Annotated in this window: 28 protein-coding genes; 16 read left to right on the plus strand and 12 right to left on the minus strand. The window is 59.6% G+C overall.

Annotation, left to right across the window (positions count from 1 at the left end):
• Window positions 1-5: 5 nt before the first annotated feature.
• Window positions 6-1,103: an amino acid ABC transporter permease gene (locus tag ACYU03_RS04960; protein WP_461888499.1), complete on the plus strand. Its 1,098-nt coding sequence runs from the start codon at window positions 6-8 to the stop codon at window positions 1,101-1,103.
• Window positions 1,104-1,114: 11 nt separating this feature from the next.
• Window positions 1,115-1,879 (plus strand): amino acid ABC transporter ATP-binding protein, encoded by a 765-nt coding sequence (locus tag ACYU03_RS04965; protein ID WP_461888500.1) that lies wholly within the window; start codon window positions 1,115-1,117, stop codon window positions 1,877-1,879.
• Window positions 1,880-2,080: 201 nt separating this feature from the next.
• On the opposite strand, the gene algW is transcribed toward ACYU03_RS04965, so the two are convergent.
• Complete coding sequence (gene algW / locus ACYU03_RS04970) at window positions 2,081-3,244, minus strand: Do family serine endopeptidase AlgW (RefSeq protein WP_461888502.1); 1,164 nt, start codon at window positions 3,242-3,244, stop codon at window positions 2,081-2,083.
• 211 nt (window positions 3,245-3,455) lie between these two features.
• On the opposite strand from algW, the gene ACYU03_RS04975 reads away from it, so the two are divergent.
• From ACYU03_RS04975 to cysN, 3 genes are all read left to right on the plus strand, one after another.
• Window positions 3,456-4,214 carry a Nif3-like dinuclear metal center hexameric protein gene (locus tag ACYU03_RS04975; RefSeq protein WP_461888504.1) on the plus strand — a complete coding sequence of 253 codons (759 nt, stop codon included), beginning with the start codon at window positions 3,456-3,458 and terminating at the stop codon, window positions 4,212-4,214.
• A gap of 178 nt (window positions 4,215-4,392) precedes the next feature.
• Window positions 4,393-5,310, plus strand: a complete 918-nt coding sequence (cysD, locus tag ACYU03_RS04980; RefSeq protein ID WP_461888506.1) for a sulfate adenylyltransferase subunit CysD — start codon at window positions 4,393-4,395, stop codon at window positions 5,308-5,310.
• A 16-nt stretch (window positions 5,311-5,326) separates the two neighbouring features.
• Window positions 5,327-7,228, plus strand: a complete 1,902-nt coding sequence (cysN, locus tag ACYU03_RS04985) for a sulfate adenylyltransferase subunit CysN (RefSeq protein WP_461888508.1) — start codon at window positions 5,327-5,329, stop codon at window positions 7,226-7,228.
• Window positions 7,229-7,683: 455 nt separating this feature from the next.
• Here the strand turns inward: cysN and ACYU03_RS04990 are convergent, their stop codons facing one another.
• The 5 genes from ACYU03_RS04990 to ACYU03_RS05010 form a co-directional block, all read right to left on the minus strand.
• Entirely contained in the window at window positions 7,684-7,950 is a 267-nt protein-coding gene (locus ACYU03_RS04990; protein ID WP_461888509.1) for a bacteriocin immunity protein, read from the minus strand.
• The gene (locus ACYU03_RS04995; protein ID WP_461888510.1) at window positions 7,944-8,264 is read right to left on the minus strand and encodes an S-type pyocin; all 321 of its coding nucleotides are present in this window, start codon (window positions 8,262-8,264) and stop codon (window positions 7,944-7,946) included. Before ACYU03_RS04995 ends, ACYU03_RS04990 begins: the two co-directional genes overlap by 7 nt.
• 242 nt (window positions 8,265-8,506) lie before the next feature.
• Window positions 8,507-8,770 carry a bacteriocin immunity protein gene (locus ACYU03_RS05000; RefSeq protein ID WP_461888512.1) on the minus strand — a complete coding sequence of 88 codons (264 nt, stop codon included), beginning with the start codon at window positions 8,768-8,770 and terminating at the stop codon, window positions 8,507-8,509.
• On the minus strand, window positions 8,767-11,079 hold the full coding sequence (locus tag ACYU03_RS05005; RefSeq protein ID WP_461888514.1) for an S-type pyocin domain-containing protein: 2,313 nt from the start codon (window positions 11,077-11,079) through the stop codon (window positions 8,767-8,769). The genes ACYU03_RS05000 and ACYU03_RS05005 overlap by 4 nt, the downstream gene beginning before the upstream one ends.
• 111 nt (window positions 11,080-11,190) lie before the next feature.
• A complete protein-coding gene (locus ACYU03_RS05010) occupies window positions 11,191-11,670 on the minus strand; it encodes an Lrp/AsnC family transcriptional regulator (RefSeq protein ID WP_461888515.1) in 480 nt (159 codons plus the stop codon).
• A 127-nt stretch (window positions 11,671-11,797) separates the two neighbouring features.
• Between ACYU03_RS05010 and ACYU03_RS05015 the strand changes: the two genes are divergently transcribed.
• The gene (locus ACYU03_RS05015) at window positions 11,798-12,994 is read left to right on the plus strand and encodes a methionine gamma-lyase (protein WP_461888517.1); all 1,197 of its coding nucleotides are present in this window, start codon (window positions 11,798-11,800) and stop codon (window positions 12,992-12,994) included.
• Between the two features lie 80 nt (window positions 12,995-13,074).
• On the opposite strand, the gene ACYU03_RS05020 is transcribed toward ACYU03_RS05015, so the two are convergent.
• The gene (locus ACYU03_RS05020) at window positions 13,075-13,509 is read right to left on the minus strand and encodes a Z-ring associated ZapG family protein (protein WP_461888519.1); all 435 of its coding nucleotides are present in this window, start codon (window positions 13,507-13,509) and stop codon (window positions 13,075-13,077) included.
• A 139-nt stretch (window positions 13,510-13,648) separates the two neighbouring features.
• On the opposite strand from ACYU03_RS05020, the gene ACYU03_RS05025 reads away from it, so the two are divergent.
• The 3 genes from ACYU03_RS05025 (at window position 13,649) to zapE (ending at window position 16,837) form a co-directional block, all read left to right on the plus strand.
• On the plus strand, window positions 13,649-14,284 hold the full coding sequence (locus ACYU03_RS05025; protein WP_461888521.1) for an alpha/beta hydrolase: 636 nt from the start codon (window positions 13,649-13,651) through the stop codon (window positions 14,282-14,284).
• Window positions 14,285-14,309: 25 nt separating this feature from the next.
• Complete coding sequence (locus tag ACYU03_RS05030) at window positions 14,310-15,659, plus strand: tryptophan--tRNA ligase (protein ID WP_461888523.1); 1,350 nt, start codon at window positions 14,310-14,312, stop codon at window positions 15,657-15,659.
• Between the two features lie 83 nt (window positions 15,660-15,742).
• Window positions 15,743-16,837, plus strand: a complete 1,095-nt coding sequence (zapE, locus tag ACYU03_RS05035) for a cell division protein ZapE (RefSeq protein ID WP_461888525.1) — start codon at window positions 15,743-15,745, stop codon at window positions 16,835-16,837.
• 99 nt (window positions 16,838-16,936) lie between these two features.
• On the opposite strand, the gene ACYU03_RS05040 is transcribed toward zapE, so the two are convergent.
• Window positions 16,937-17,833 carry a GlxA family transcriptional regulator gene (locus ACYU03_RS05040; protein WP_461891391.1) on the minus strand — a complete coding sequence of 299 codons (897 nt, stop codon included), beginning with the start codon at window positions 17,831-17,833 and terminating at the stop codon, window positions 16,937-16,939.
• A gap of 266 nt (window positions 17,834-18,099) precedes the next feature.
• A complete protein-coding gene (locus ACYU03_RS05045) occupies window positions 18,100-19,140 on the minus strand; it encodes an NADP(H)-dependent aldo-keto reductase (RefSeq protein ID WP_461888527.1) in 1,041 nt (346 codons plus the stop codon).
• 253 nt (window positions 19,141-19,393) lie between these two features.
• On the opposite strand from ACYU03_RS05045, the gene rplM reads away from it, so the two are divergent.
• The 7 genes from rplM (at window position 19,394) to ACYU03_RS05080 (ending at window position 24,277) form a co-directional block, all read left to right on the plus strand.
• Window positions 19,394-19,822, plus strand: coding sequence for a 50S ribosomal protein L13 (gene rplM / locus ACYU03_RS05050; protein ID WP_038607182.1), 429 nt, complete (start codon window positions 19,394-19,396; stop codon window positions 19,820-19,822).
• A 14-nt stretch (window positions 19,823-19,836) separates the two neighbouring features.
• Window positions 19,837-20,229, plus strand: a complete 393-nt coding sequence (gene rpsI / locus ACYU03_RS05055; protein ID WP_461888529.1) for a 30S ribosomal protein S9 — start codon at window positions 19,837-19,839, stop codon at window positions 20,227-20,229.
• A gap of 266 nt (window positions 20,230-20,495) precedes the next feature.
• A complete protein-coding gene (gene petA / locus ACYU03_RS05060) occupies window positions 20,496-21,089 on the plus strand; it encodes a ubiquinol-cytochrome c reductase iron-sulfur subunit (RefSeq protein ID WP_461888531.1) in 594 nt (197 codons plus the stop codon).
• Window positions 21,089-22,300 (plus strand): cytochrome b, encoded by a 1,212-nt coding sequence (locus tag ACYU03_RS05065; RefSeq protein WP_461888532.1) that lies wholly within the window; start codon window positions 21,089-21,091, stop codon window positions 22,298-22,300. The genes petA and ACYU03_RS05065 overlap by 1 nt, the downstream gene beginning before the upstream one ends.
• A complete protein-coding gene (locus ACYU03_RS05070) occupies window positions 22,300-23,079 on the plus strand; it encodes a cytochrome c1 (protein WP_461888534.1) in 780 nt (259 codons plus the stop codon). Before ACYU03_RS05065 ends, ACYU03_RS05070 begins: the two co-directional genes overlap by 1 nt.
• Before the next feature lie 130 nt (window positions 23,080-23,209).
• On the plus strand, window positions 23,210-23,833 hold the full coding sequence (locus ACYU03_RS05075) for a glutathione S-transferase N-terminal domain-containing protein (protein WP_461888536.1): 624 nt from the start codon (window positions 23,210-23,212) through the stop codon (window positions 23,831-23,833).
• Between the two features lie 12 nt (window positions 23,834-23,845).
• Window positions 23,846-24,277: a ClpXP protease specificity-enhancing factor gene (locus tag ACYU03_RS05080; protein WP_461888538.1), complete on the plus strand. Its 432-nt coding sequence runs from the start codon at window positions 23,846-23,848 to the stop codon at window positions 24,275-24,277.
• Window positions 24,278-24,329: 52 nt separating this feature from the next.
• Here ACYU03_RS05080 and ACYU03_RS05085 read toward each other — a convergent pair whose 3' ends face one another.
• From ACYU03_RS05085 to ACYU03_RS05095, 3 genes are all read right to left on the minus strand, one after another.
• Window positions 24,330-24,548, minus strand: a complete 219-nt coding sequence (locus ACYU03_RS05085; protein WP_461888540.1) for a YgdI/YgdR family lipoprotein — start codon at window positions 24,546-24,548, stop codon at window positions 24,330-24,332.
• A 112-nt stretch (window positions 24,549-24,660) separates the two neighbouring features.
• Entirely contained in the window at window positions 24,661-25,239 is a 579-nt protein-coding gene (locus ACYU03_RS05090) for a BON domain-containing protein (RefSeq protein ID WP_461888542.1), read from the minus strand.
• Window positions 25,236-25,829: a phosphoheptose isomerase gene (locus ACYU03_RS05095; protein ID WP_461888544.1), complete on the minus strand. Its 594-nt coding sequence runs from the start codon at window positions 25,827-25,829 to the stop codon at window positions 25,236-25,238. The genes ACYU03_RS05090 and ACYU03_RS05095 overlap by 4 nt, the downstream gene beginning before the upstream one ends.
• Between the last annotated feature and the right edge of the window lie 18 nt (window positions 25,830-25,847).

The raw sequence follows: 25,847 nt of genomic DNA on the forward strand, positions 1-25,847 counted from the left end.
CGCGCATGACTTCCCATGTTTTCAAACCTGATATGCCGCCACCGGTGAAAACCGTCGGCGTGCTGGCGTGGATGCGCGCCAACCTGTTCTCCAGCTGGTTCAACACCCTGCTGACCCTGGTTGCCCTGTACCTGGTCTGGCTGATCGTGCCGCCGTTGCTGCAATGGACGATCATCGACGCCAACTGGGTCGGTACCACCCGCGCCGACTGCACCAAGGAGGGTGCCTGCTGGGTGTTCGTCCAGCAGCGTTTCGGCCAGTTCATGTACGGCTACTATCCCAGCGAGCTGCGCTGGCGGGTCGACCTGACCGTGTGGCTGGCGGTGATCGGCGCGGCGCCGCTGTTCATCTCTCGCTTCCCGCGCAAGGCCATCTACGGCGTGTGCTTCCTGGTGCTGTATCCGATCATCGCCTACACCTTGCTGCACGGTGGGTCCCTGGGCCTGGATACGGTGCCGACCAGCCAGTGGGGCGGGCTGATGCTGACTCTGGTAATCGCCACCGTGGGCATCGTCGGCGCCTTGCCGCTGGGCATCCTGCTGGCACTGGGGCGGCGCTCCAACATGCCGGCGGTGAAGGTGGTCTGCGTGACCTTCATCGAGTTCTGGCGCGGCGTGCCGTTGATCACCGTGCTGTTCATGTCCTCGGTGATGCTGCCGCTGTTCCTGCCCGAAGGCATGAGCTTCGACAAGCTGCTGCGGGCAATGATCGGCGTGATTCTGTTCCAGTCGGCCTACATTGCTGAGGTGGTGCGTGGCGGTCTTCAGGCCATTCCCAAGGGCCAGTATGAAGCGGCCGCGGCCATGGGCCTGGGCTACTGGCGCTCGATGGGCCTGGTGATTCTGCCGCAAGCCCTGAAGCTGGTGATTCCCGGCATCGTCAACACCTTCATTGCCCTGTTCAAGGACACGAGCCTTGTGATCATCATCGGCCTGTTCGACCTGCTCAACAGCGTCAAGCAGGCGGCGGCCGATCCGGCCTGGCTGGGCATGGCCACCGAGGGCTATGTATTCGCGGCCCTGGTGTTCTGGATTTTCTGTTTCGGTATGTCCCGCTACTCCATGCATCTGGAGCGTAAGTTGGACACAGGCCACAAGCGTTAGGAGTTTTCGAGATGAGTGAAGCGATCAAACAGCCTGTGGGCCCTGAAGGCATTATCCAGATGCAGGGCGTGAACAAATGGTATGGCCAGTTCCACGTGCTCAAGGACATCAACCTGAACGTGCGCCAGGGTGAGCGCATCGTCCTGTGCGGGCCGTCCGGGTCCGGCAAGTCGACCACCATCCGCTGCCTCAACCGCCTGGAAGAGCACCAGCAGGGACGCATCGTGGTCGATGGCGTGGAGCTGACCAACGACCTCAAGCAGATCGAGGCGATCCGCCGCGAGGTGGGCATGGTGTTCCAGCACTTCAACCTGTTCCCGCACCTGACCATCCTGCAGAACTGCACTCTGGCGCCGATGTGGGTGCGCAAGATGCCCAAGCGCAAGGCCGAGGAAATCGCCATGCACTACCTAGAGCGCGTACGCATTCCCGAGCAGGCCAACAAGTACCCGGGGCAGTTGTCTGGCGGCCAGCAGCAGCGCGTGGCGATTGCCCGGGCCCTGTGCATGAAGCCGAAGATCATGCTGTTCGACGAACCGACCTCGGCGCTCGACCCGGAAATGGTGAAGGAAGTGCTCGACACCATGGTCAGCCTGGCCGAGGACGGTATGACGATGCTCTGCGTGACCCACGAAATGGGGTTTGCGCGCACCGTGGCGAACCGGGTGATCTTCATGGACAAGGGCGAGATCGTCGAGCAGGCCTCGCCGGATGACTTCTTCGACCGGCCGCGCAACGAGCGGACCAAGCTGTTCCTGAGCCAGATCCTGCACTAGGAGGCGGTTTCGAGGAGGAGCCTGTCTCGACCGCCCTGGTCTTGTGGGCGGCTCCAGGGGTGGGGACAAGTGATGTATTGCTTGTCCCGGCCCTTAGCTCAGGTAGAGGGGGCGGCCACAGGGCCCGAGGTCTGGGAGCCCCGAATCGAGGACAACGCCCTCGCTTGGCAGATATCCAGCCTGTATCGGCCCACCCAGGTTTCAACTGTCTTCTTTCTTGCCCGCGACCGGTGCCGGTGGCGGACGCAGCCCGACTTCTGCGATCAGCTTCAACTGCTCGCCATTACGCACCACTTCTATGGTGATTTTCTCGTTGGGCTTGATCCGTGCGACCTGGTTCATGGATTTACGGCCATCACCGGCCGGCTCGCCATTGATGCTGAGGATCACGTCGCCCAGTTGCAGGCCAGCCCGTTGCGCTGGGCCGTCACGGAAGATCCCCGCTACCACGATGCCCGGCCGACCTTGCATGCCGAACGACTCAGCCAGTTCCTGGCTCAACGGCTGTACTTCGATGCCCAGCCAGCCACGGATTACCTGGCCATGCTCGATGATCGACTTCATCACCTCCAGCGCCAGCTTGGTCGGGATGGCGAAGCCGATACCCTGGGAGCCGCCGGACTTGGAGAAGATCGCCGTATTGATCCCGGTGAGGTTGCCGTTGGCATCGACCAGCGCGCCGCCCGAGTTGCCCGGGTTGATCGCTGCGTCGGTCTGGATGAAGTCTTCGTAGTTGTTCAGGCCGAGCTGGTTGCGCCCTGTGGCGCTGATGATGCCCATGGTCACGGTCTGGCCGACGCCGAAGGGGTTGCCGATCGCCAGGGCGACATCGCCGATGTGGATGCTGTCGGAGCGGCCAATGGTGATCGCCGGTAGGTTCTTGAGGTCGATCTTCAGCACTGCCAGGTCGGTCTCCGGGTCGCTGCCGATGACGCGTGCCAGGGTTTCACGACCATCCTTGAGTGCCACCACGATCTGGTCGGCGCCAGAGGTCACATGGTTGTTGGTCAGCAGGTAGCCTTCACGGCTCATGATCACTGCCGAGCCCAAGCTCGACTCCCAGCGCCGCTGTTGGGGCAGGTTGTCGCCGAAGAAGCGGCGGAACTGCGGGTCTTCGAACAACGGGTGGGCGCCTTTGTTGACCACCTTGGTGGTGTACAGGTTGGCCACGGCTGGCGCTGCGATGGCCACGGCATCGGCATAGGACACCGGCCCTTGCATGATCCGCGTGGTCTGCGGGGCCTGTTGCAGGTTGACGTCCTGGCTGGGCAGGCCCACCCATTCGGGAAAGCGCTGGATGATCAGCAGGGCGATCAGCACGCCGGTCAACAGTGGCCAGCCAAAGTAACGCAAAGCCTTGAGCATTGAACGAATCCTGGGTGTGGGCGGGGCCGCGTCAGCGCGAACGGGGCGAGCGCGCGCGATCATACCGGTGAAGCAGGGTGGTCGGCGATAGTTGGATGAGCCTGGCCTCCAGGTGACGGCCGCTGGTTTCCCCGACACCGGCGACGGCCCATAATGGCGGCCATTATACGGGCCTTGCAGCCCGGCAGAAGCTGATTTGAGGAGACTTTTCATGGCTGTTGCCCTGAGCACCCTGGTCGAGGAAGCCGAGCGCTACCTGGCGAGCGCGAAAATCCAGGATTACTGCCCCAATGGCCTCCAGGTCGAGGGCCGTCCGTATGTCAGCCGCATCGTGAGCGGCGTCACTGCCAGCCAGGCGTTGCTCGATGCGGCGGTCGAAGCCGAAGCCGACCTGGTGCTGGTGCACCACGGCTACTTCTGGAAGGGTGAAAACCCTTGCATCACCGGTATGAAGCAGCGCCGCTTGAAGACTTTGCTCAAGCACGACTTGAGCCTGCTGGCCTTCCACCTGCCGTTGGACGTGCACCCGGAGGTCGGCAACAACGTCCAGTTGGCGAGCCAACTGGACATCACCGTGGAAGGCCCGCTGGACCCGGACAACTCGCGTGTGGTCGGCCTGGTGGGCTCCCTGGCCGAGCCGATGTCGGCGCGTGACTTCGCCCGGCGTGTACAGGAGGTGATGGGTCGCGAGCCGCTGTTGATCGAGGGTGATCAGATCATCCGCCGTGTCGGCTGGTGCACGGGGGGAGGCCAGGGGTACATCGACCAGGCGATCGCCGCTGGGGTCGATCTGTTCCTCAGTGGCGAGGCCTCCGAGCAAACTTTCCATAGTGCCCGCGAGAATGGCATCAGCTTCGTCGCCGCTGGTCATCACGCCACCGAACGCTACGGTGTCCAGGCCCTGGGCGATTACCTGGCGCGACGCTTTGCCCTGGAGCACCTGTTCATCGATTGCCCGAATCCGATCTGAGTCGTTCCACATTAGGTTCGGCAACGTTGGAGGGCCAATTCGTCTACAACGCCCAGGCATATTCTTAGATTGTTTCGTTCTAGTTGGCTGCCTAAATAGAATTGGGTGCTGTGATAAAGTGGCCCGCTCGAACACGGCCCGCTTTGGCCGTCCATAAGATCGTTTTTCGTGAGTAGCCATGGTCGACAAACTGACGCACTTGAAACAGCTGGAGGCCGAGAGCATCCACATCATCCGCGAGGTGGCCGCCGAGTTCGACAACCCGGTGATGCTTTACTCGATCGGCAAGGACTCCGCCGTAATGCTGCACCTGGCGCGCAAGGCCTTCTTCCCGGGCAAGCTGCCGTTTCCAGTGATGCATGTCGACACTCAGTGGAAATTCCAGGAGATGTATCGCTTCCGCGACAAGATGGTCGAGGAAATGGGGCTGGAGCTGATCACCCACGTCAACCCCGAAGGTGTGGCGCAGGGCATCAACCCTTTCACCCACGGCAGTTCCAAGCACACCGATATCATGAAGACCCAGGGCCTCAAGCAGGCGCTGGACAAGTACGGCTTCGACGCCGCCTTCGGTGGCGCGCGCCGCGACGAAGAGAAGTCGCGGGCTAAGGAACGCGTCTATTCCTTCCGTGACAGCAAGCACCGCTGGGACCCGAAGAACCAGCGTCCAGAGCTGTGGAACGTGTACAACGGCAAGGTCAACAAGGGCGAGTCGATCCGGGTCTTCCCGCTGTCGAACTGGACCGAGTTGGATATCTGGCAGTACATCTACCTCGAAGGCATCCCGATCGTGCCGCTGTACTTCGCCGCCGAGCGTGAAGTGATCGAGAAGAACGGCACCCTGATCATGATCGATGACGAACGCATCCTCGAGCACCTGAGCGATGAGGAAAAGGCCCGCATCGTCAAGAAGAAGGTGCGTTTTCGTACCCTCGGCTGCTACCCGTTGACGGGCGCTGTCGAGTCGGAAGCCGAGACGCTGACCGACATCATTCAGGAAATGCTCCTGACGCGCACTTCCGAGCGCCAGGGCCGAGTCATCGACCACGATGGCGCCGGTTCCATGGAAGACAAGAAACGTCAGGGCTACTTCTAATTTTCAGGGTTACTCCATGTCGCACCAATCCGATTTGATCAGCGAAGACATCGTCGCTTATCTGGCTCAGCACGAGCGTAAAGAACTGCTGCGTTTCCTCACCTGCGGCAACGTGGACGATGGCAAGAGCACCCTGATCGGGCGCTTGCTGCACGACTCCAAGATGATCTACGAGGACCACCTCGAGGCCATCACTCGTGATTCGAAGAAGTCCGGCACCACGGGCGAAGAAGTCGATCTGGCGCTGCTGGTCGATGGCCTGCAGGCCGAGCGCGAGCAGGGCATCACTATCGATGTGGCTTACCGCTACTTCTCCACTGCCAAGCGCAAGTTCATCATCGCCGACACGCCGGGCCACGAGCAGTACACCCGCAACATGGCCACCGGCGCCTCGACCTGCGACCTGGCGATCATCCTGGTCGATGCCCGCTACGGTGTGCAGACCCAGACCCGCCGGCACAGTTACATCGCCTCGCTGCTGGGCATCAAGCACATCGTCGTCGCGGTCAACAAGATGGACCTGAAGAACTTCGACGAGCAGGTGTTCGAGTCGATCAAGGCTGATTACCTGGCGTTCGCCGAAGCTATCAACCTGACCCCGAGCAGCCTGCACTTCGTGCCGATGTCGGCGCTCAAGGGCGACAACGTGGTCAACCGCAGCGAACGTTCGCCGTGGTACACGGGCCCAGCGCTGATGGAAATCCTCGAAACCGTGGAAGTGGCGGCCGACCGCAACTTCACCGACCTGCGCTTCCCGGTGCAGTACGTCAACCGCCCGAACCTGAACTTCCGTGGCTTCGCCGGCACCCTGGCCAGCGGCGTGGTGTACAAGGGTGACGAAATCGTCGTGCTGCCGTCGGGCAAGAGCAGCCGGGTCAAGTCCATAGTCACCTTCGAAGGCGAGTTGGAGCACGCTGGCCCAGGCCAGGCCGTGACCCTGACCATGGAAGACGAGATCGACATCTCCCGTGGCGACCTGCTGGTGCATGCCGACAACGTGCCGCCGGTCACCGACCAGTTCGACGCCATGCTGGTGTGGATGGCTGAAGAGCCGATGCTGCCGGGCAAGAAGTACGACATCAAGCGCGCCACCAGCTATGTGCCGGGCTCGATCGCCAGCATCAGCCACAAGGTCGATGTGAACACTTTGGAGCAGGGGTCGGCCAGTGCCTTGCAACTGAACGAGATCGGCCGGGTCAAGGTCAGCCTTGACGCTGCCATTGCCCTGGACGGTTACGACAGCAACCGCACCACTGGTGCCTTCATCGTCATCGACCGCCTGACCAACGGCACCGTAGGTGCCGGCATGATCATCGCGCCACCGGTCGTGCCCCACGGCACCATCGGCCAGCATGGCAAGCTGGCCCACGTCGCCACCGAAGAGCGCGCCTTGCGCTTTGGCCAGCAGCCGGCCACCGTGCTGTTCAGCGGCCTGTCCGGCGCAGGCAAGAGCACCCTGGCCTACGCTGTGGAGCGCAAACTGTTCGATATGGGCCGTGCGGTCTACGTGCTCGATGGCCAGAATCTGCGCCACGACCTGAACAAAGGCCTGCCCCAGGACCGTTCCGGTCGCACTGAGAACTGGCGCCGTGCTGCCCATGTAGCGCGTCAGTTCAACGAAGCTGGCCTGCTGACCTTGGCCGCCTTCGTCGCCCCGGATGCCGAAGGCCGTGAACAGGCCAAGGCCCTGATCGGCAAGGAGCGCCTGCTCACCGTCTACGTCCAGGCGTCGCCCCAGGCTTGCCGCGAACGCGATCCACAGGGCCTGTACGCCGCCGCTGGCGACAATATCCCGGGTGAAAGCTTCCCGTACGACGTACCGCTGGATGCCGATCTGGTGATCGACACCCAGAGCACTAGCGTGGAAGAGGGTGTCAGGCAAGTGCTGGAGCTGCTGCGTCAGCGTGGTGCTATCTAAGCGCTGATGCTGCATGAAAAAAACTGCTTGGGCTTAAGCACTTGAGTCCAAGCAGGGCTTTCTAGAAAATCCGATGCCAGCCTCCTGGCATCGGATTTTTTTATATCCATTCAGCCAAGTCGGATATCTGTTGAGCGTTTCTACTACTTGCACAGTTAATTTATCTTCGTGCCACTTACCGTACTGCTCATGAGACTATCCGATCAATGTATTCATACGCGGAGAGGCCGCTAGGTGAAAGGGTTGCAGGAAAGAGGCAGCCTTGACGCAGTAGCCATCACCGTTTGGTTTTTCTTGTTTTCAATCGATTTTAAGTACCGGTCGTAGTCGCTTTCTCGTTGGTGTCCTTGCATGTCATGGTCCATGTCACAGCCAAACTTCTGATTCTGCTGGTCAGGCAAAAGGAAGATGCCATCGACGAAGCCGGACGGAAGCAGTAACAGTATCAGTACTTTTTATTGCACATCCTTGAACAGGGGAAGCCCCTTTGTTTTTCGCCAGGCCATGATATGAGCGATCACCTGCTTGGCGCAGCCTTGCTGTTCGGATTCGGGGTAATAGATCAGATCCGAGCCATTGGGGTGCTCTACCAGCTCGATGAAGTGCTCCAGCAGTCGGTCCTGCCAAGCCGAGGTCCCGGCGGCCTGTAGTAGTTCTTCCACTATGGATTCGAACTCGGCGCAGGTGTAGTCCGCAAGGTTGCGTTTTTGGTCGATCACCACGGCACCTCCGAAGAAAGAGCGTACTGCATCGCACTCATGATGCGCAGGTTATCGGCGTCATACATCAGTCCACCGAACTCGGGTGGGGTGAGATGGAGGATCTGGTATGAGCGCAGGCCCTTCGCAGTGTCATGGAAGGGCGCGCGGGGTGGCCAGCCTCGCTTGATGCGGTTGAGTTGAGAGGGGATGAATTGTTGAGAGTAAATGGGGTCTTCGGCGATCGCCATCCAGAAAGACTGAGAGAAATGCTCGAAATGATTGAAGGTTTGTCCTGATAGTTTTTTGATGATGTGGTCTGGGAGGTAGGCGGCCATATCAGCGATTTTCTCCTTTTATATAGGGGATAAAGAGACTCGCTTGATCTTAGCGCAGAAGATGTTTTTGGATTGCTGAGAGTATTGTAGGGGATTTCTAATTCTACATAGGAGATTTCCATTGTATTATCGGGGGCGGGGAAGAAAAATGCCCCGCATAAGTCTGGGCTTTTCTATCAGTGAGTGGCAAGCAGTAGCCCCGCGGTGGCGGGGCGCTTTAATTGGCGTTCTGTCTGCTCGGGCTATGTTGGCTTGAAACCCGGTTTACCATTAGCAGCGCGCCACTCTTTAACTATGCGTAGGATCTGTTCTGGTGTGTCCAGGCCTTCAGATTCCGGCCAAAAGATCAGGTCAGTACCAGCGGGGTGCTCGATAATGACTTCAAAATGCTCAAGTAGAGGGTCTAGTATCTCATCAGGCTCAGAACCGTTTGTTTCAAATATTAATCTTATAAATGCTAGGAACTCGGATTCGGTATAGTCTGATAGCTTCGTTTTGGCTGTCATGGTTTTGTCCCGTAATGGATGTGTTGGTGAGCGCTCGGAGTAACGACCCTTATGTTGTCAAGGTCATAAACTGCTCCACCTTCCGATATTGGAGTGTGGTGGTGAAGGACGTACGTCGATTGTGACTTGTGCCTATCGATTCTCTGAACTTTTGGTGCGAGACCAAGTTTCATGCGTTTCACATTTGACTCGCTAAACTGAGTAGACAATTTTTTGTCTTCTGCAACCGTTTTCCAGAGAATTTCTCTGAAGTCTTTAATGCTGCTGACGTGCTTTCCTGATAATTTTTCAGCGATTTGCGTTGGGACCGGAGCACCTGCACCTCGTGCTTTCTCATTCAGCCATGTATCAGAAATGAACTCACCACTTCCAGAGAATGCTCCAGGCTCGAGTCTGGGGTCTCTGAATACAATCAGTATCGGTGCCAATCCCGAGTCAGCCGGGAAGGTAACGATCAGACGCTCAAGGTCGAGTAGGTCGAGTGCTGGATAGATTTCTTGCTCGTTGCTTGGGGGCTTAAGCGTATTGCCGGCATAGATGACGACACCGGGTGGTGTTGGCGGCAGGCTGGTGGAATTGCTCTGGTCGTTGTCGGGAGCGTTGGCCGGGGTCCAGGTGAGGAGGCGCGAGGGGTTATCGAGAGCCAGGCTATAGACTTGACGTTCATTGTCGAAGGTCGCAGCACGGACGGGGATTGGCCCACTCCCCTCGGTGACCATTAGGTGTAATTGATCCTCGGTCTCGCGAGTGCCGAGGGTGTAAGGCAACTTGAGACTGCCGCCGGCAGCGGCGAGTGCTGCCAGGTCAATGCCTTCAAGCGGAGAGAGATCGGCCAATGGAACGCTGGTCAGGTACTGTCGTTCGCTATTGCCGAGGGTTGATGGCCAGAGCAGGCTGACAACGCCGACGATAAAGGGAAGGGCCACTGCGCCAGCGGAGGCGGTAGCTGGCAAGACTGCGATGCGAATCGCTTGTTGCATCGCCAGGTAGCCACCTAGCGTGAGATCGAAAGCGGCGCTACCAATCGGGATTACCAGGGGTATCGAGGCGGAAGCGCTGCCCAGAGCGACATAACTTGTGCGTTTTCGTTCGTCTTCCTTGGCCTTGCGCTCGGCTTCGGCTTTCTGTGCTGCTTCCTTGGCCTTGCGCTCAGCCTCTGCTTTCTTCCGTGCAGCTTCTTGCGCTTCCCGCGCTGCGACCAGTTCAGCTTGATATTTTTTTTGAAGTGCTTCTATTTGCTCAGCCCGCTGGTGCAGCCCTTTCAAGGCTGCGGTGAACCACTGGAGGTAGCGGATGGATTCGGTCTGGGTAAGGGCGCTGTGGTATTCCTTCCATAACGACCCGGCGCGGCGGATTTTCTGTTCCGCCACCAGATGATGGAGCGCCTCTAGTTGCGGTTTTGAAAGCGGGCTCTTGATCTCTGGGTTGTGCGTTTTGAATTTCGGGATATTTCGCTGTTTCGACGCGATGAGGCTAGCAGCACTGGCCAGGTAAGCTGAGATGGCCTGTGCGAGGTTGTGCTCGGGCTTGACCGTAGTTGACTTGACCAACTCGTGCTGCAGGAAGTTGGGCAGGCATTCGAAACAGATCTGCCGTTCCTGATGAAGTTGTGCTGTTCGCCGTGAGATGGCTTTCGGTAGGTCGACAGGCTGAGACTGGAGTTCGGTCAGGTCATGCTGCAAGGCGAGGCTGGGCAGATCATTGGCCAATGAGTGAATTGCCGTCGCTTCAATATGCAAGCGGTAGGCGCCATCGGCAGACCTGTTCAACCTTGACCAGAACTCGTTTGCGAACGCTTCGCCTCTCTGTGTGAATACGCCAGGGTCATAGATTCGGCTCATCATTGAGTCCGAACGTTTGTAGAACGATGGAGAGCCGTAGAAGCTCAGAGCATCAGGCAATATCCTTAGGTAATTCTCCCGCTTCTGTCGGATGAGACTGGTCAAACCGTGTTGTTCGGCTGCTTGCCGTAATAATGAGGTTGCACCTGCTTTGTTCGCGTGTTCGCGCACTTGAGCACGCTGCGCAGCAATCTGGGCTGGCAGGTCCTTGATCAAAGGTGCGTATTTGTCGGCGTACTCTCGGTCTATGCTTTGGCGTTCCTCACCCAGGACTCTTCGAGTGGAAATTTCATAGTTGAGGTTCTTGTTCGGGCCGCCCGTGCCCCGGGGCCTCCCGTCGCTCAGACCCCAGCCTCCGTAGCCTGGTCCGCCTCCGCCAGAGTTCAAGGGGGGCAAGGGAGTGCGGTCGGGTGCCGCTGCGGTAATCCAGAGCCCCTCTGTAAGATGGTATGCATTGTCCTGAGCCATGTAGATCCTCCTGATCTCGACATGGTCAGATTGCTGGCTTTGCGGATTTGAAGATGCCGGGCGTTGCCTAGACCGCCGTAGGGCTGGGCCCGGTCAAGGGGAGGGCTCTTCCTATATGTGTTGCTCCGACACTGGAATCACCCGCCTTTCCTTCACAGCCTTGTACGAAAAACTCGAATAGATCTCCTTCACCCCCGGCAGTGACTGCAAGACCTCGCGGGTGAAGTCTCCGAACGACTCCAGATCCCTGGCAAGAATCTCCAGCAAAAAGTCATAGCGCCCGGAGATGTTGTGGCAGGCGACGATTTCAGGAATTTCCATCAGCCGCTGCTCGAAGGAGCGGGCCATTTCCTTATTGTGCGAGTCCATCATGATGCTGACGAAGGCGGTGACGCCGAAGCCCAGGGATTTGGGCGAGAGGATGGCCTGGTAGCCGGTGATATAGCCGCTTTCCTCCAGCAGCTTGACCCGCCGCCAGCAAGGCGAGGTGGTCAGGGCGACTTGGTCGGCGAGCTCCGAGACGGTCAGGCGGGCATTGTCTTGCAGGGCCGCGAGCAGGGCGCGGTCGGTACGGTCGAGGGTCGAAGGCATATCTTGCCCTCCAGTCGTTTTAATCGTGGTTTTCATTCCAATGAGCCCATGGATGTGTGGGTGATTTTGGAAAAATATCAGTACCTCGCTGGCATAAGCTTATAACAAACCCTCAGAGGCTGTTGCCATGCGCGACTCCAACAATAATTCTGGTTTTTCCACCCGGGCCATCCACCATGGTTACGATCCGCAGACGCACAATGGTGCGCTGGTGCCGCCGGTCTACCAGACCTCTACCTTTGCCTTCCCAACGGTCGAATACGGTGCTGCTTGTTTCGCCGGTGAGGTGAACGGGCACTTCTACAGCCGTATTTCCAACCCGACCCTGGCGTTGCTGGAAGGGCGCATAGCTTCGCTGGAGGGTGGGGAGGCCGGACTGGCGCTGGCCTCGGGCATGGGGGCCATCACCGCTACGCTGTGGACCCTGCTGCGCCCTGGTGATGAGGTGATTGTCGGCAGCACCTTGTATGGCTGCACCTTCGCCTTCCTGCACCACGGTATCGGCGAGTTCGGGGTCAAGGTGCGCCACGTCGATCTGAATGACCTACGGGCGCTGAAAGCGGCCATCGGGCCAAATACTCGGATGATTTACTTCGAGACCCCGGCCAACCCGAACATGCACCTGGTGGATATTGCCGCGGTGGCCACCCTTGCCCATGGCCATGACATCCAGGTGGTGGTCGACAATACGTATTGCACGCCCTACCTGCAGCGTCCGCTGGAGCTGGGCGCCGATCTGGTGGTGCATTCAGCGACCAAGTACCTCAGCGGGCATGGCGATATCACCGCGGGCCTGGTGGTGGGGAGCAAGGTACTGATCGATCGTATCCGCCTGAAGGGCCTCAAAGACATGACCGGGGCGGTGTTGTCGCCGCATGATGCGTCGCTGCTGATGCGTGGTATCAAAACCCTAGCGTTGCGCATGGAGCGCCATTGCGCCAATGCTCAGTTGGTCGCCAGGTTCCTCGAGCGCCACCCTCTGGTGGAACTGATCCAATACCCGGGGTTGCCGACATTCGCCCAGTACGAACTGGCACAGCGACAGATGCGTCTGCCGGGTGGGATGATCGCTTTCGAACTCAAGGGGGGCATTGAGGCCGGGCGGCGTTTCATGAATGCCCTGCAGCTATTCAGCCGTGCGGTCAGCCTGGGGGATGCCGAGTCGCTGGCCCAGCATCCGGCGAGCATGACGCACTCCAGCTACACCGCGAAAGAGCGGGGGCATCATGGTATTTCCGAAGGCCTGGTGCGGTTGTCGGTTGGCCTTGAGGATGCCGAGGATTTGCTGGCCGACATTGAGCAGGCACTGGAGGCCTGTGCATAGCGTGAAAAGACTCAAGGCATGCCCTACCGGCCCATAAAAGAAAAAGGCCTCTTACGAGGCCTTCAGTCATTGCTTCAGACTCAGCGCTTGAGTCCGTAGTGCTCGTCGAGCATGCCCGGCGAGTTCGGCGTTTTGGGTGCGTAGTCGCGCGGCACTTCGGTATCCTTCGGTGGGGTCAGGCGGTCACGTGGACCTTGGGCCGCATCGGAATGTAGCGAGGCCAGCAGGCGCTGGCGGGTCAGTTCGTCCAGCGCCAGGCGGTTGGCGCCTTCGGCCAGGTGGTCCTGGACATCCTGGTAGCTCTGGGTCAGCTTCTTGACCAACGCGGCGGTGCTGTTGAAGTGGGTCACCACTTCGTTCTGGTAGTTGTCGAAACGCTGCTGGATGTCGTCCAGCTGCCGCTGTGTGCTGCTCGGCGCGGCATTGGGCAACAGGCGGGCAACCAGAAAACCAACGACGACACCCACGATGAGGGCCAGGGTCGGCAACAACCAAACTAAGAGCGAGAGTTCCACGAGTCCTTCCTCTATAAACGGCTTTGCTTTACGTTAACGGCTCGGACCTGCGCTGTATACCGCGAGCGATCGCAAATATCTCAGAACAGAATTCTTCAGCTAGACGAGTCGACCCATCTCGAGGTCACGGAGTAGTGCCTTGCTTATCCGCGAAACCCCTGTATTCATCGATGGCCCCTGCGGTCAGTTGGAAGCCTTGTACCTGGACGTCGCCAATGCCCACGGCATCGTGCTGATCTGTCACCCCAACCCGGTCCAGGGCGGCACCATGCTCAACAAGGTGGTCTCGACCCTGCAACGCACCGCCCGCGACGCCGGCTACAGCACGCTGCGCTTCAACTACCGAGGTGTTGGTCAAAGCGCCGGTAGTCACGACATGGGGAGTGGCGAGGTCGCTGACGCCCAAGCCGCTGCTGCCTGGGCGCGGCAGCAACACCCGGGCCTGCCTCTGGTACTGATGGGCTTCTCCTTCGGAGGCTTCGTCGCCGCGAGCCTGGGCGGCCGCCTGGAGGCCGAGGGCGTTGAGCTGCAACATCTGTTCATGGTGGCTCCGGCGGTGATGCGCTTGACCGATGATTACCCACTGCCTCAGCGCTGCCCGCTGAGCGTGATCCAGCCAGAGACCGACGAAGTGGTCGAGCCGCAGTTGGTCTACGACTGGTCTGACGCACTCCCGCGCCCCCATGAGCTGCTGAAAGTGGCAGAATGCGGACACTTCTTTCATGGCAAGCTGACCGACCTCAAGGATCTGGTACTGCCGCGCCTTTCGAACTGAGCCAAGCCTGATTAAGCGATAACCCATGACTACGCGTATCCTCACCGGTATCACCACCACTGGCACCCCGCACCTGGGCAACTACGCCGGTGCCATCCGCCCGGCCATCCTCGCCAGCCAGCAGCCGGGTGCCGATTCGTTCTATTTCCTGGCCGACTACCACGCCCTGATCAAGTGCGACGACCCTCTGCGCATCCAGCGCTCGCGCCTGGAAATCGCCGCCACTTGGCTGGCCGGCGGCCTGGACCACGAGCGGGTGACCTTCTATCGCCAGTCCGATATCCCCGAGATCCCGGAACTGACTTGGCTGCTGACCTGCGTCAGCGCCAAGGGCCTGCTCAACCGCGCCCACGCCTACAAGGCTTCGGTGGACAAGAACCTGGAAAACGGCGAAGACCCGGATGCCGGCATCACCATGGGCCTGTACAGCTACCCGGTGCTGATGGCCGCGGACATCCTGATGTTCAACGCGCACAAGGTGCCGGTCGGCCGCGACCAGATCCAGCACGTGGAAATGGCCCGTGACATCGGCCAGCGTTTCAACCACCTGTTCGGCCAGGGCAAGGAGTTCTTCGTCCTGCCCGAGGCGGTGATCGAGGAAAGCGTGGCGACCCTGCCTGGCCTGGATGGTCGCAAGATGTCCAAGAGCTACGACAACACCATCCCGTTGTTCACCAGCGCCAAGGACATGAAGGACGCCATCTCGCGCATCGTCACCGACTCGCGCGCCCCAGGCGAGCCGAAGGATCCGGACAATTCGCACCTGTTCACCCTGTACCAGGCGTTTTCCACCCCGGACCAGGCCGCTGGCTTCCGTGATGAGTTGCTGCAGGGCTTGGGCTGGGGGGAGGCCAAGCAGCGTTTGTTCCAGTTGCTCGACAGCCAGTTGGGCGAGGCCCGTGAACGTTACCATCAACTGATCGATCGCCCGGCGGACCTCGAGGACATCCTCTTGGCCGGCGCGCAAAAGGCGCGCAAGATCGCCAGTCCGCTCCTCGAGCAACTGCGCGAAGCGGTTGGCCTGCGCTCGTTCCGCACCAGCGTCCAGGCCAGTGGTGAAGTGAAGAAGAAGGCGGCCAAGGCTGCGCGTTTCGTCAGCTTCCGTGACGAGGACGGCAGCTTCCGCTTCCGCCTGCTGGCTGCCGACGGCGAGCAACTGCTGCTGTCGCGCAACTTTGCCGATGGCAAGAGCGCCGGTGCGGTGAGCAAGCAGCTGCAGCAGGGCGGTGAACTAGATGTACGTGTCGACGGCTTGGGCTTCAGCCTATGGCTGGATGGCGAAAGCGTCGCCGACGGGCCGCAGTTCGCCGACGCCGAAGCGCGTGATTCGGCCATCGGCAACCTGCGCGCAGCCCTGCAACCACAACAGGACTGAGGCACTTTGACGCAAGTCTGATTGCCATTATCCGAGGCCGTCGCTACAGTGACGGCCCGCTTTTGTTACCTCGCTAACGAATTATGACGCCCCTAGAACGATATCAAGCAGACCTCAAACGTCCCGAATTCTTCCATGATGCGGCGCAGGAAACAGCGGTGCGTCACCTGCAGCGTCTATACGACGACCTGCTGGCCGCCCAGCACAACAAGCCGGGAGTGTTCGGCAAGCTGTTCGGCAGGAAGGAGCAGGCACCAGTCAAGGGCTTGTATTTCTGGGGCGGGGTAGGCCGGGGCAAGACCTATCTGGTCGACACTTTCTTCGAAGCGCTGCCGTTCAAGCAGAAGATGCGCACGCACTTCCACCGCTTCATGAAGCGCGTACACGAGGAGATGAAATCGCTCAAGGGCGAGAAGAACCCGCTGACCATCATCGCCAAGCGTTTTGCCGAAGAAGCGCGGGTGATCTGCTTCGATGAGTTCTTCGTGTCCGACATCACCGATGCCATGATCCTCGGCACCCTGATGGAGGAGTTGTTCAAGAACGGCGTTACCCTGGTGGCGACCTCCAACATCGTTCCGGACGGCCTGTATAAGGATGGTCTGCAGCGTGCCCGCTTCCTGCCGGCCATTGCCCTGATCAAGCAGAATACTGAAGTCGTCAACGTCGACAGCGGCGTCGACTACCGCCTGCGTCACCTGGAGCAGGCCGAGCTGTATCACTACCCGCTCGATGAAGCGGCCCAGGAAAGCCTGCGCCAGAGCTTCAAGGCACTGACCCCGGACTGCACCCAGGCCGTCGAGAACGACGTGCTGATGATCGAGAATCGTGAAATCCGTGCCCTGCGCACCTGTGATGACGTTGCCTGGTTCGACTTCCGCGCCCTGTGCGACGGCCCGCGCAGCCAGAACGACTACATCGAGCTGGGCAAGATCTTCCACGCTGTGCTGCTCAGCGGTGTGGAGCAGATGGGTGTGACCACAGACGACATCGCCCGGCGCTTCATCAACATGGTCGACGAGTTCTACGACCGCAACGTCAAGTTGATCATCTCTGCCGAGGTCGAGCTCAAGGACTTGTACACCGGTGGCCGCCTGACTTTCGAGTTCCAGCGTACCCTCAGCCGGCTGTTGGAGATGCAGTCCCACGAGTTCCTGTCGCGGGCGCACAAGCCCTGACAGCAGCGGCAAGCTACAAGCCATAAGAAAAAGCCAGGACAGTTCGCAGACTGCCCTGGCTTTTTCTTATGGCTTGTAGCTTGCTGTCCGAGAGGCCGTTCAGGCCTCTTGCATGAACTGCTGCCGGTACTGGTTTGGTGACAGTTCGGTGTGCTGGCGGAACAGTCGGGCGAAGAAGCTGGCGTCGTCGTAGCCGACTTCATAGCTGATGGTCTTGATGCTTTTGCGTGTGCTCGACAGCAGACCCTTGGCGGTCTCGATGCGCAGACGCTGCAGGTAGTGCAGGGGCTTGTCGCCGGTGGCGGTCTGGAAGCGGCGCATGAAGTTGCGGATGCTCATGCCATGGTTGCGGGCCACATCCTCGAAGCGGAACTTGTCGGCGAAGTGCTCCTCCAGCCAGTGCTGGATCTGCAGGATGGTCAGATCCTGGTGCAGCTTCTGGCCGCCGAACCCCATGCGTCCTGGGGTATAGCTGCGCTGCACTTCGTAGAGGATGTCGCGGGCCACCGCCTGGGCGACATTGGCGCCGCAGAAACGCTCGATCAGGTAGATGTACAGGTCGCAGGCTGAAGTGGTACCGCCGGCGCAGTAAAGGTTGTCGGCGTCGGTCAGGTGTTTGTCCTGGTTCAGCCGGACTTGGGGGAAGCGCTCGGCGAAGCTGTTGAAGAAACGCCAGTAGGTGGTCGCTTCCTTGCCATCGAGCAGGCCGGCCTCGGCCAGCCAGAACACACCACTGGCTTCGCCACAGAGCACTGCGCCACGGGCGTGCTGTTCGCGTAGCCACGGCAGGACCTGGGGGTAGCGCTGGCACAGCTCATCGAAATCGTCCCAGAAGGCTGGAAGGATGATGATATCGGCTTCTTCCAGGCCGCCGTCGACCGGTATCTGGACGTTGCTGAAGCTGTCCACCGGCTGCCCGTCCGGGCTCACCAGGCGAGTCTCGAACATCGGTTGCAGGCCCAGCCCCAATTGCTTGCTGTAGCGCAGGGCGGCCAGGTGAAAGAAATCCTTGGCTTGCATCAGGGTCGAGGCGAACACCTTGTCAATGGCCAGGATGCTGACGCGCCGCAAGGACGCGGAGGGTTGGGTAAACATCATTGTCATTGTTCTTATAAGGGAAAGTGGTCAATCACCGGCTGGATCGTCTTATTTTTTGTCGGTTGTGTCTACCCCAGGGATTGTTGCTGGTTGTCGTGGGCAAGTGGGGGCCGCGCTCCTGCCGTTGGCAAGGCTTTGCCAACCGACGCTGGCCCCCAGATTCGTCATGGCGCGGGGTTGGGCTGCTCCTGGTGGATCGCCTCGATGGCGGCCAGCAATTCGTCACTGAGGGTCAGGTCGATGCTGGCGAGGTTGCTGTCGAGCTGCTCCAGGGTAGTGGCGCCGATGATGTTACTGGTCACGAAGGCCTGCTGGGTGACGAAGGCCAGGGCCATTTGTGCAGGGTCCAGGCCATGCTCGTGGGCCAGCGCCACATAGCGGCTGCAGGCGGCCACCGTCTGCGGGTTGGAGTAGCGGGCGAAGCGGCTGAACAGGGTCAGGCGGGCGTTCTGCGGGCGGGCGCCGTTCTCGTATTTGCCTGAGAGCATGCCGAAGGCCAGGGGCGAGTAGGCCAGCAGGCCGCACTGTTCGCGGATGGCGATCTCCGCCAGGCCCACCTCGAAGCTGCGGTTGAGCAGGTTGTAGGGATTCTGGATCGATACCGCGCGCGGCCAGCCACGGCTCTCGGCCAGTTGCAGAAACTTCATGGTGCCCCAGGGCGTTTCGTTGGACAGGCCGATGTGGCGGATCTTGCCGGCGCGGACCTGTTCGTCGAGCACCTCGAGGGTTTCTTCCAGAGGGGTGAAGTGGTCCTGGGGCAGGTGCTGGTAGCCCAGTTTGCCGAAGAAGTTGGTGCTGCGCTCCGGCCAGTGCAACTGGTACAGGTCGATGTGGTCGGTCTGCAGACGCCGAAGGCTGTCGTCCAGGGCGGCGACGATATGCTGGCGGTTGTGCTTGAGCTGGCCGTCGCGGATGTGGCTGATGCCGTTGCCGGGGCCGGCGACCTTGCTGGCCAGGATCCAGTCGTCACGGTCACCCATCTGCTGGAACCAGTTGCCGATGATGCGCTCGGTGGCGGCATAGGTTTCCGGGCGGGGCGGGACCGGGTACATCTCGGCGGTGTCGATGAAATTGATGCCGCAGGTCTTGGCCCGGGCGATCTGGGCGAAGGCTTCAGCCTGGTCGTTCTGCTCGCCCCAGGTCATGGTGCCCAGGCATAGTGCGCTGACGTTCAGATCGGTCCGGCCGAGCTTGCGGTAGTCCATGTGTTTTCTCTCCCAGGTAAAATAGCCATCAAAGCAGGTTGAATTTTTTTCCGCAATCTGGATAATTCTGGCCCTCTCCGTGTGGTGGAAGTGATGCCCCGCCCGCTGGAGGAACCCTGCCGAATATTGGACGCGCTGACCCGAGCCCCCGATAGCGTCCGTGTGCGGCTGCGCGCTTGACTTGTCAAGCGAAGCACTATCCAGTAAGATCCGCCGTCTTATTTTCGCTGGGCGGCCCCTGAGGCTATAAAGAATGAAAACTTTTACTGCTAAACCGGAAACAGTAAAGCGCGACTGGTTCGTAGTTGACGCCGCTGGTCAGACCCTGGGTCGTCTGGCTACCGAAATCGCTAGCCGTCTGCGTGGCAAGCACAAGCCAGAGTACACTCCTCACGTTGACACCGGCGACTACATCGTCGTCATCAACGCCGAGCAGATCCGTGTCACTGGTGCCAAGACTTCGGACAAGATGTACTACTCCCACTCCGGTTTCCCGGGCGGTATCAAGGAAATCAACTTCGAGAAGTTGATCGCCAAGGCCCCTGAGCGCGTGATCGAGACCGCGGTTAAAGGCATGCTGCCTAAGAACCCGCTGGGTCGCGACATGTACCGTAAGCTGAAAGTCTATGCGGGCGCTACCCACCCTCATACTGCTCAGCAGCCTCAAGAACTGAAGATTTAACGGAATAGTTCATTATGTCGGCGACTCAAAATTACGGCACTGGCCGTCGCAAGACCGCAACCGCTCGCGTTTTCCTGCGTCCGGGCACTGGCAACATCTCGATCAACAACCGTCCCCTGGACACTTTCTTTGGCCGCGAAACCGCTCGTATGGTTGTTCGCCAGCCGCTGGAGCTGACCGAGACCGTTGAAAAGTTCGACATCTACGTCACCGTTATCGGTGGTGGTGTCAGCGGCCAGGCCGGTGCGATCCGTCACGGTATCACCCGCGCCCTGATGGACTACGACGAGTCCCTGCGTGGCGCCCTGCGCCGTGCTGGCTACGTCACCCGCGACGCTCGTGAAGTCGAGCGTAAGAAAGTGGGTCTGCGTAAAGCGCGTAAGCGTCCTCAGTACTCCAAGCGTTAATCACGCTTCGGCAGTCAAAAAAAAGCCCGGTTCCAAATGGAACCGGGCTTTTTTTATGTCTTGAACTAACCTGTGAAGCATGTCTGTGACAACTTGCCGCATAGACGCAGGTCAAGCATTGCAAGGGTTGTAGCCTTTTGAGGGGGTAAATCACCTTGTCAGTGTAGGGTTTTTTTATTTACCATGCGGCCACTTTTTAGTGCTACAGACATTACTTAAGTAGATGCCTGTTCTAACAGGCCACAAAGCTGATGGGAGAGGACTGAATGAGCAATGACGGCGTCAACGCGGGCCGGCGCCGCTTCCTCGTAGCTGCCACGTCTGTGGTGGGTGCGGCGGGGGCGGTGGGGGCTGCGGTCCCGTTCGTGGGGTCATGGTTCCCCAGTGCCAAGGCGAAGGCTGCAGGTGCACCGGTGAAGGTCAATATCGCGAAGATCGAACCGGGTCAGCAGATGGTCGCTGAGTGGCGTGGCCAACCAGTATTTATCGTGCGGCGAACGGAAGAGATTCTCGGTAACCTCAAGAAAATCACTGGCGAACTTTCTGATCCTGAATCCAAGGCTTCGGATCAACCGGCCTACGTCGATCCGGAAAACCGCGCGATCAAGCCCGAGATTCTCATCCTTGTCGGCCTTTGCACCCACCTGGGTTGCTCGCCGACCTTCCGTCCCGAAGTCGCTCCAGCCGACCTTGGCCCGAAATGGGTCGGCGGTTATTTCTGCCCTTGCCACGGTTCGCACTATGACCTGGCCGGCCGCGTCTACAAGGCCCAGCCGGCACCGCTTAATCTGCCAGTGCCACCGCACTCTTATGAGTCGGACGACATCGTCGTCGTCGGCGTCGATCAGGAGAACGCGTGATGAGTAAGTTCATGGATTGGGTTGACGCCCGCTTCCCCGCGACGAAGATGTGGGAAGACCATCTGAGCAAGTATTACGCGCCAAAGAACTTCAATTTCCTGTATTTCTTCGGCTCCCTGGCGTTACTGGTGCTGGTCAACCAGATCGTCACCGGGGTCTGGCTGACCATGAGCTTCACGCCGTCGGCGGAAGAGGCATTCGCCTCGGTCGAGTACATCATGCGGGATGTGGAGTACGGCTGGATCTTGCGTTACCTGCATTCTACCGGCGCTTCGGCGTTCTTCATCGTGGTCTACCTGCACATGTTCCGGGGCTTGCTCTACGGCTCCTACCAGAAGCCACGCGAGCTGGTCTGGTTGTTCGGCATGCTGATCTACCTGGCGCTGATGGCCGAGGCCTTCATGGGCTACCTGCTGCCTTGGGGCCAGATGTCCTACTGGGGTGCCCAGGTGATCATCTCGCTGTTCGGCGCGATTCCGGTGATCGGCGACGACCTGACCCAGTGGATCCGTGGTGACTACCTGATCTCGGGCATCACCCTGAACCGCTTCTTTGCTCTGCACGTGATCGCCTTGCCGATCGTCATCCTTGGTCTGGTGGTGCTGCACATCCTGGCACTGCATGAGGTGGGTTCGAACAACCCCGATGGCATCGATATCAAGAAGAACAAGGATGAGAATGGTGTGCCGCTCGATGGTATTCCTTTCCACCCGTACTACACGGTGAAGGATATTGTCGGTGTCGTGGTGTTCCTCTTCGTGTTCTGCGCTGTGGTGTTCTTCTTCCCGGAAATGGGTGGCTACTTCCTGGAAAAACCCAACTTCGAGCAGGCAAACGCCTTCAAGACGCCTGAGCACATCGCGCCGGTCTGGTACTTCACGCCGTTCTACGCGATTCTTCGCGCGGTGCCTGACAAGCTGTTCGGCGTCATCGCCATGGGGGCGGCGATCGCTGTGCTCTTCGTCCTGCCTTGGCTCGACCGTAGTCCGGTACGCTCCATGCGCTACAAGGGCTGGCTGAGCAGGATCTGGCTGGTGGTGTTCTGCATCTCCTTCGTGATCCTGGGCGTGCTGGGCGTACTGGCGCCGACACCAGGTCGCACCCTGCTGTCGCAGGTCTGTACCGTGCTGTATTTCGCCTACTTCGTTCTGATGCCGTTCTACACCAGGCTTGAGAAGACCAAACCGGTTCCGGAAAGGGTGACTGGCTGATGAAAAAGCTTATTGCAGTAATGATCCTGGCAGTGATGCCCACCTTGTCTTTCGCTGCCGAGCATTCTCTCGAACTGGACAAGGTCGATATCGATCTGACCGACAAGGCCGCCATGCAGGATGGTGCGCGCACTTTCGCCAACTATTGCATGGGCTGCCACAGCGCCAAGTTCCAGCGTTACGAGCGTGTTGCCGACGATCTGGGGGTTCCTCACGAGCTGATGCTCGAGAAGCTGGTGTTCACCGGCGCCAAGATCGGCGACCACATGAATATCGGCATGCAGCCTGACGACGCCAAGGCTTGGTTCGGTGCCGCGCCGCCCGACCTGACTCTCGTTGCTCGGGTGCGGGGCAACGATTGGCTGTACACTTACCTGCGCAGCTTCTATGAAGACAAGTCGCGCCCATGGGGTGTGAACAACAAGGTATTCCCGAACGTCGGCATGCCCAACGTGTTGGTTGGCCTGCAAGGCAACCAGGTGATCGGGTGCAAGCAGGTGCAGACGGTGGTCGATGGCAAGAAGCAGTTCGACCCCCTGACTGGCAGCCCATTGACCCATGAGGCCTGTGACCAGCTGACCATCGAGCCGAATTCCGGTACCCTGACGGAAGAGCAGTTCGACGAGAAGGTCAAGAACTTGGTGACCTTCCTGGCCTACTCGGCCAACCCGGTAAAACTGGAAAGCCAGCGCATTGGTACCTATGTGCTGCTGTACTTGGCTTTCTTCTTCGTTTTCGCCTACTTGCTCAAGCGCGAATACTGGAAGGACGTGCACTGATCACGCAGTAGTTTCTGGTAGTTGAACGCGCCCTGGGGCGCTCCTGCGACAGCAGGAGGGCACCCAGGGCGCGTTTGCATTTGTAGTTTCACAAGAATGTTGTTTGGGAAATCCCGCGAGGAGGAACACCATGGGCGTGACCAACAGGTTAGCCTGCTATTCCGACCCCGCTGACCATTATTCTCATCGGGTGCGCCTCGTTCTCGCCGAGAAGGGGGTCAGTGTGCAGATCATCGATGTCGATGCCGGCCACCTGCCCCCCAAGCTGATCGAAGTGAACCCTTATGGCAGTGTGCCAACCCTTGTCGATCGCGACTTGGCGTTGTACGAGTCGAGCGTGGTGATGGAGTACCTCGATGAACGTTATCCACATCCGCCGCTATTGCCGGTGTACCCGGTGGCACGGGGAAACAGCCGTCTGCTGATGCATCGCATCCAGCGCGACTGGTGTGCATTGGTGGATGCCATCCTTGATCCACGCAGCAAAGACAGCGCACGTACCCAGGCACGCAAGGAGCTGCGCGAAAGCCTTACCGGCGTTTCTCCGCTGTTCGCGGAAATGCCTTGCTTCATGAGTGCGGAGCAAAGCCTGGTCGATTGTTGTCTACTGCCCATACTCTGGCGTTTGCCAGTCCTGGGTATCGAGTTGCCGCGGCAGGCCAAGCCGCTGCTTGATTATATGGAGCGACAGTTTGCTCGTGATGCCTTTCAGGCGAGCTTGTCCGCTGCTGAACGTGAAATGCGCAAGGTTTAAGAGGAGCCGTTGATGAACTCCAGTCGCCCCTATCTGGTACGTGCACTGTACGAATGGATCGTCGACAACGATTGCACCCCACATATGCTGGTCAATGCCGAGTATCCGGCGGTCCAGGTGCCTCAGGGTTTCGCCAGTGATGGTCAGATCGTCCTGAACATCTCTCCCAATGCCGTGCGCCAGCTGCACATGGACAACGAGGCGGTGAGCTTCGAAGGGCGCTTCAGTGGCGTGGCTCATACGCTCTATGTGCCGGTGGGTGCCATCCTTGGCATCTATGCCCGCGAGAATGGTCAGGGCATGGTCTTCGAGCTCGAGCCTCCGTTGATGGAGAGCGATGAGCTGGAGGACGAAGGTGTCGAGCCGGATGATGATGGGCCGCCGAACGGTGGTGGGCAGCCGCCGCGGCCGAGCGGTCGGCCCAGCCTCAAGGTGGTCAAGTAAACAAAAAAGGCGATCCTCCGGGATCGCCTTTTTCATGGAGGCTTGTCCGCGATTACAGGTCGCTGATACTGCGAACCTGATCCTTGTTGACGCGGGTGAGCTTGCCATCCAGCTGTTCGAACTCGTAGAAGCCTGAGTTGCGGTCGTAGTGCGGTTTGTCGAAGGCCTGATATTCGCGACCATCATTGAGGGTTATCAGGCTAGGAGTGGAGCAACCGGCCAGGGCGGCGAAGGCGCCGAGCAGCAGGGTGGGCAGCAGGCGGTTTTTCATAGAGGGTTCCTGGAGGAGTGGTTGATGGAGCTGGTCGCGGGGCTGGCCGACCTCCTGTTGCGCCAATGTGGTCGAGCGTGGAGGTGGCTTGCCCCGTGATGGGAAGAGCCGGTCAGTCGATATACTCGAACAGTTTGACGATCTTCTGCACGCCCGACACACCTTGCACCACGCGGGTGGCGCGGGCGGCTTCCTGCTGGGTCAGCAGGCCGAGCATGTAGACGATGCCGTTCTCGGTGATCACCTTGATGCGCGAACCGGGGACGTTGGCGTCGGCCAGCATCTGGGTCTTGATCTTGGTGGTCAGCCAGGCGTCGTTGTTGCGTGCCAGGAGGGAGGAGGGCTGCATCACCTGCAGCTCGTTATGTACCTTCTTGACCCGCTGGACCTGACTGGCAGCTTGTTCGGCGAGGCCCTTGAGGTCGGCGCGTGGGGTCTGTCCGGCCAGCAGGACGATGCCGTTGTAGCTGGTGACGACGATGTGCGAGTTCTTGTCCAGGTCGGGGCTGGCCTTGGCGACATTGACTGCCACCTTGGTTTCGATCAATGAGTCGTCGATCTTGCTGCCGATGGTGCGGGTGCCACGGTCATCCTCGATGGGTTTTTCGCGTGATGCGGTAAGCACCGAGGTGCAGCCGGTGACGCTCAGGCATAGGGTCAGGGCCATCAGGCCGAGGCGTTTAGGGATCATTCTTCACTCCCGAACAGTTGGCTGTCGATCAGGTCGCAGAGGCAGTGGATCGCCAGCAGGTGGACTTCCTGGATACGTGCGGTGACCGCCGACGGTACACGAATCTCGACATCTTCAGGCAGTAGCAGCGAAGCCATGCCGCCACCGTCGCGTCCGGTCAATGCTACGACAATCATTTCCCGATCATGTGCGGCCTGGATCGCCTGGATCACGTTGGCCGAGTTGCCGCTGGTGGAGATTGCCAGCAGCACATCGCCGGGTTGCCCCAGGGCGCGGATCTGTTTGGAGAAGACTTCGTTGTAGCTGTAGTCGTTGGCGATCGAAGTGATGGTCGAGCTATCGGTGGTCAGGGCAATGGCCGGCAGGCTCGGGCGCTCGCGCTCGAATCGGTTGAGCAACTCGGAGGAAAAGTGCTGGGCATCGCCTGCCGAGCCGCCGTTGCCACAGGCGAGCATCTTGCCCTCGTTGAGCAGGGCATTGACCATGACCTGGCTGGCCAGCTCGATGTGCGGTGCCAGGATGTCCATTGCCTGTTGCTTGGTGTCGATGCTGGCCTGGAATAGCCGGCGAATTCGGGATTGCATGTCCATCTGGTGTGACCTTAAGTG

The sequence above is a fragment of the Pseudomonas sp. X10 genome, assembly GCF_054889225.1.

Coding starts and splice junctions, on each gene's coding strand:
- ACYU03_RS04960 (WP_461888499.1), top strand. CDS start 6: ATGACTTCCCATGTTTTCAAACCTGATATGCCGCCACCGGTGAAAACC.
- ACYU03_RS04965 (WP_461888500.1), top strand. CDS start 1,115: ATGAGTGAAGCGATCAAACAGCCTGTGGGCCCTGAAGGCATTATCCAG.
- algW (WP_461888502.1), bottom strand. CDS start 3,244: ATGCTCAAGGCTTTGCGTTACTTTGGCTGGCCACTGTTGACCGGCGTG.
- ACYU03_RS04975 (WP_461888504.1), top strand. CDS start 3,456: ATGGCTGTTGCCCTGAGCACCCTGGTCGAGGAAGCCGAGCGCTACCTG.
- cysD (WP_461888506.1), top strand. CDS start 4,393: ATGGTCGACAAACTGACGCACTTGAAACAGCTGGAGGCCGAGAGCATC.
- cysN (WP_461888508.1), top strand. CDS start 5,327: ATGTCGCACCAATCCGATTTGATCAGCGAAGACATCGTCGCTTATCTG.
- ACYU03_RS04995 (WP_461888510.1), bottom strand. CDS start 8,264: ATGGCCGCCTACCTCCCAGACCACATCATCAAAAAACTATCAGGACAA.
- ACYU03_RS05000 (WP_461888512.1), bottom strand. CDS start 8,770: ATGACAGCCAAAACGAAGCTATCAGACTATACCGAATCCGAGTTCCTA.
- ACYU03_RS05005 (WP_461888514.1), bottom strand. CDS start 11,079: ATGGCTCAGGACAATGCATACCATCTTACAGAGGGGCTCTGGATTACC.
- ACYU03_RS05010 (WP_461888515.1), bottom strand. CDS start 11,670: ATGCCTTCGACCCTCGACCGTACCGACCGCGCCCTGCTCGCGGCCCTG.
- ACYU03_RS05015 (WP_461888517.1), top strand. CDS start 11,798: ATGCGCGACTCCAACAATAATTCTGGTTTTTCCACCCGGGCCATCCAC.
- ACYU03_RS05030 (WP_461888523.1), top strand. CDS start 14,310: ATGACTACGCGTATCCTCACCGGTATCACCACCACTGGCACCCCGCAC.
- zapE (WP_461888525.1), top strand. CDS start 15,743: ATGACGCCCCTAGAACGATATCAAGCAGACCTCAAACGTCCCGAATTC.
- ACYU03_RS05045 (WP_461888527.1), bottom strand. CDS start 19,140: ATGGACTACCGCAAGCTCGGCCGGACCGATCTGAACGTCAGCGCACTA.
- rplM (WP_038607182.1), top strand. CDS start 19,394: ATGAAAACTTTTACTGCTAAACCGGAAACAGTAAAGCGCGACTGGTTC.
- rpsI (WP_461888529.1), top strand. CDS start 19,837: ATGTCGGCGACTCAAAATTACGGCACTGGCCGTCGCAAGACCGCAACC.
- petA (WP_461888531.1), top strand. CDS start 20,496: ATGAGCAATGACGGCGTCAACGCGGGCCGGCGCCGCTTCCTCGTAGCT.
- ACYU03_RS05065 (WP_461888532.1), top strand. CDS start 21,089: ATGAGTAAGTTCATGGATTGGGTTGACGCCCGCTTCCCCGCGACGAAG.
- ACYU03_RS05070 (WP_461888534.1), top strand. CDS start 22,300: ATGAAAAAGCTTATTGCAGTAATGATCCTGGCAGTGATGCCCACCTTG.
- ACYU03_RS05075 (WP_461888536.1), top strand. CDS start 23,210: ATGGGCGTGACCAACAGGTTAGCCTGCTATTCCGACCCCGCTGACCAT.
- ACYU03_RS05080 (WP_461888538.1), top strand. CDS start 23,846: ATGAACTCCAGTCGCCCCTATCTGGTACGTGCACTGTACGAATGGATC.
- ACYU03_RS05085 (WP_461888540.1), bottom strand. CDS start 24,548: ATGAAAAACCGCCTGCTGCCCACCCTGCTGCTCGGCGCCTTCGCCGCC.
- ACYU03_RS05090 (WP_461888542.1), bottom strand. CDS start 25,239: ATGATCCCTAAACGCCTCGGCCTGATGGCCCTGACCCTATGCCTGAGC.
- ACYU03_RS05095 (WP_461888544.1), bottom strand. CDS start 25,829: ATGGACATGCAATCCCGAATTCGCCGGCTATTCCAGGCCAGCATCGAC.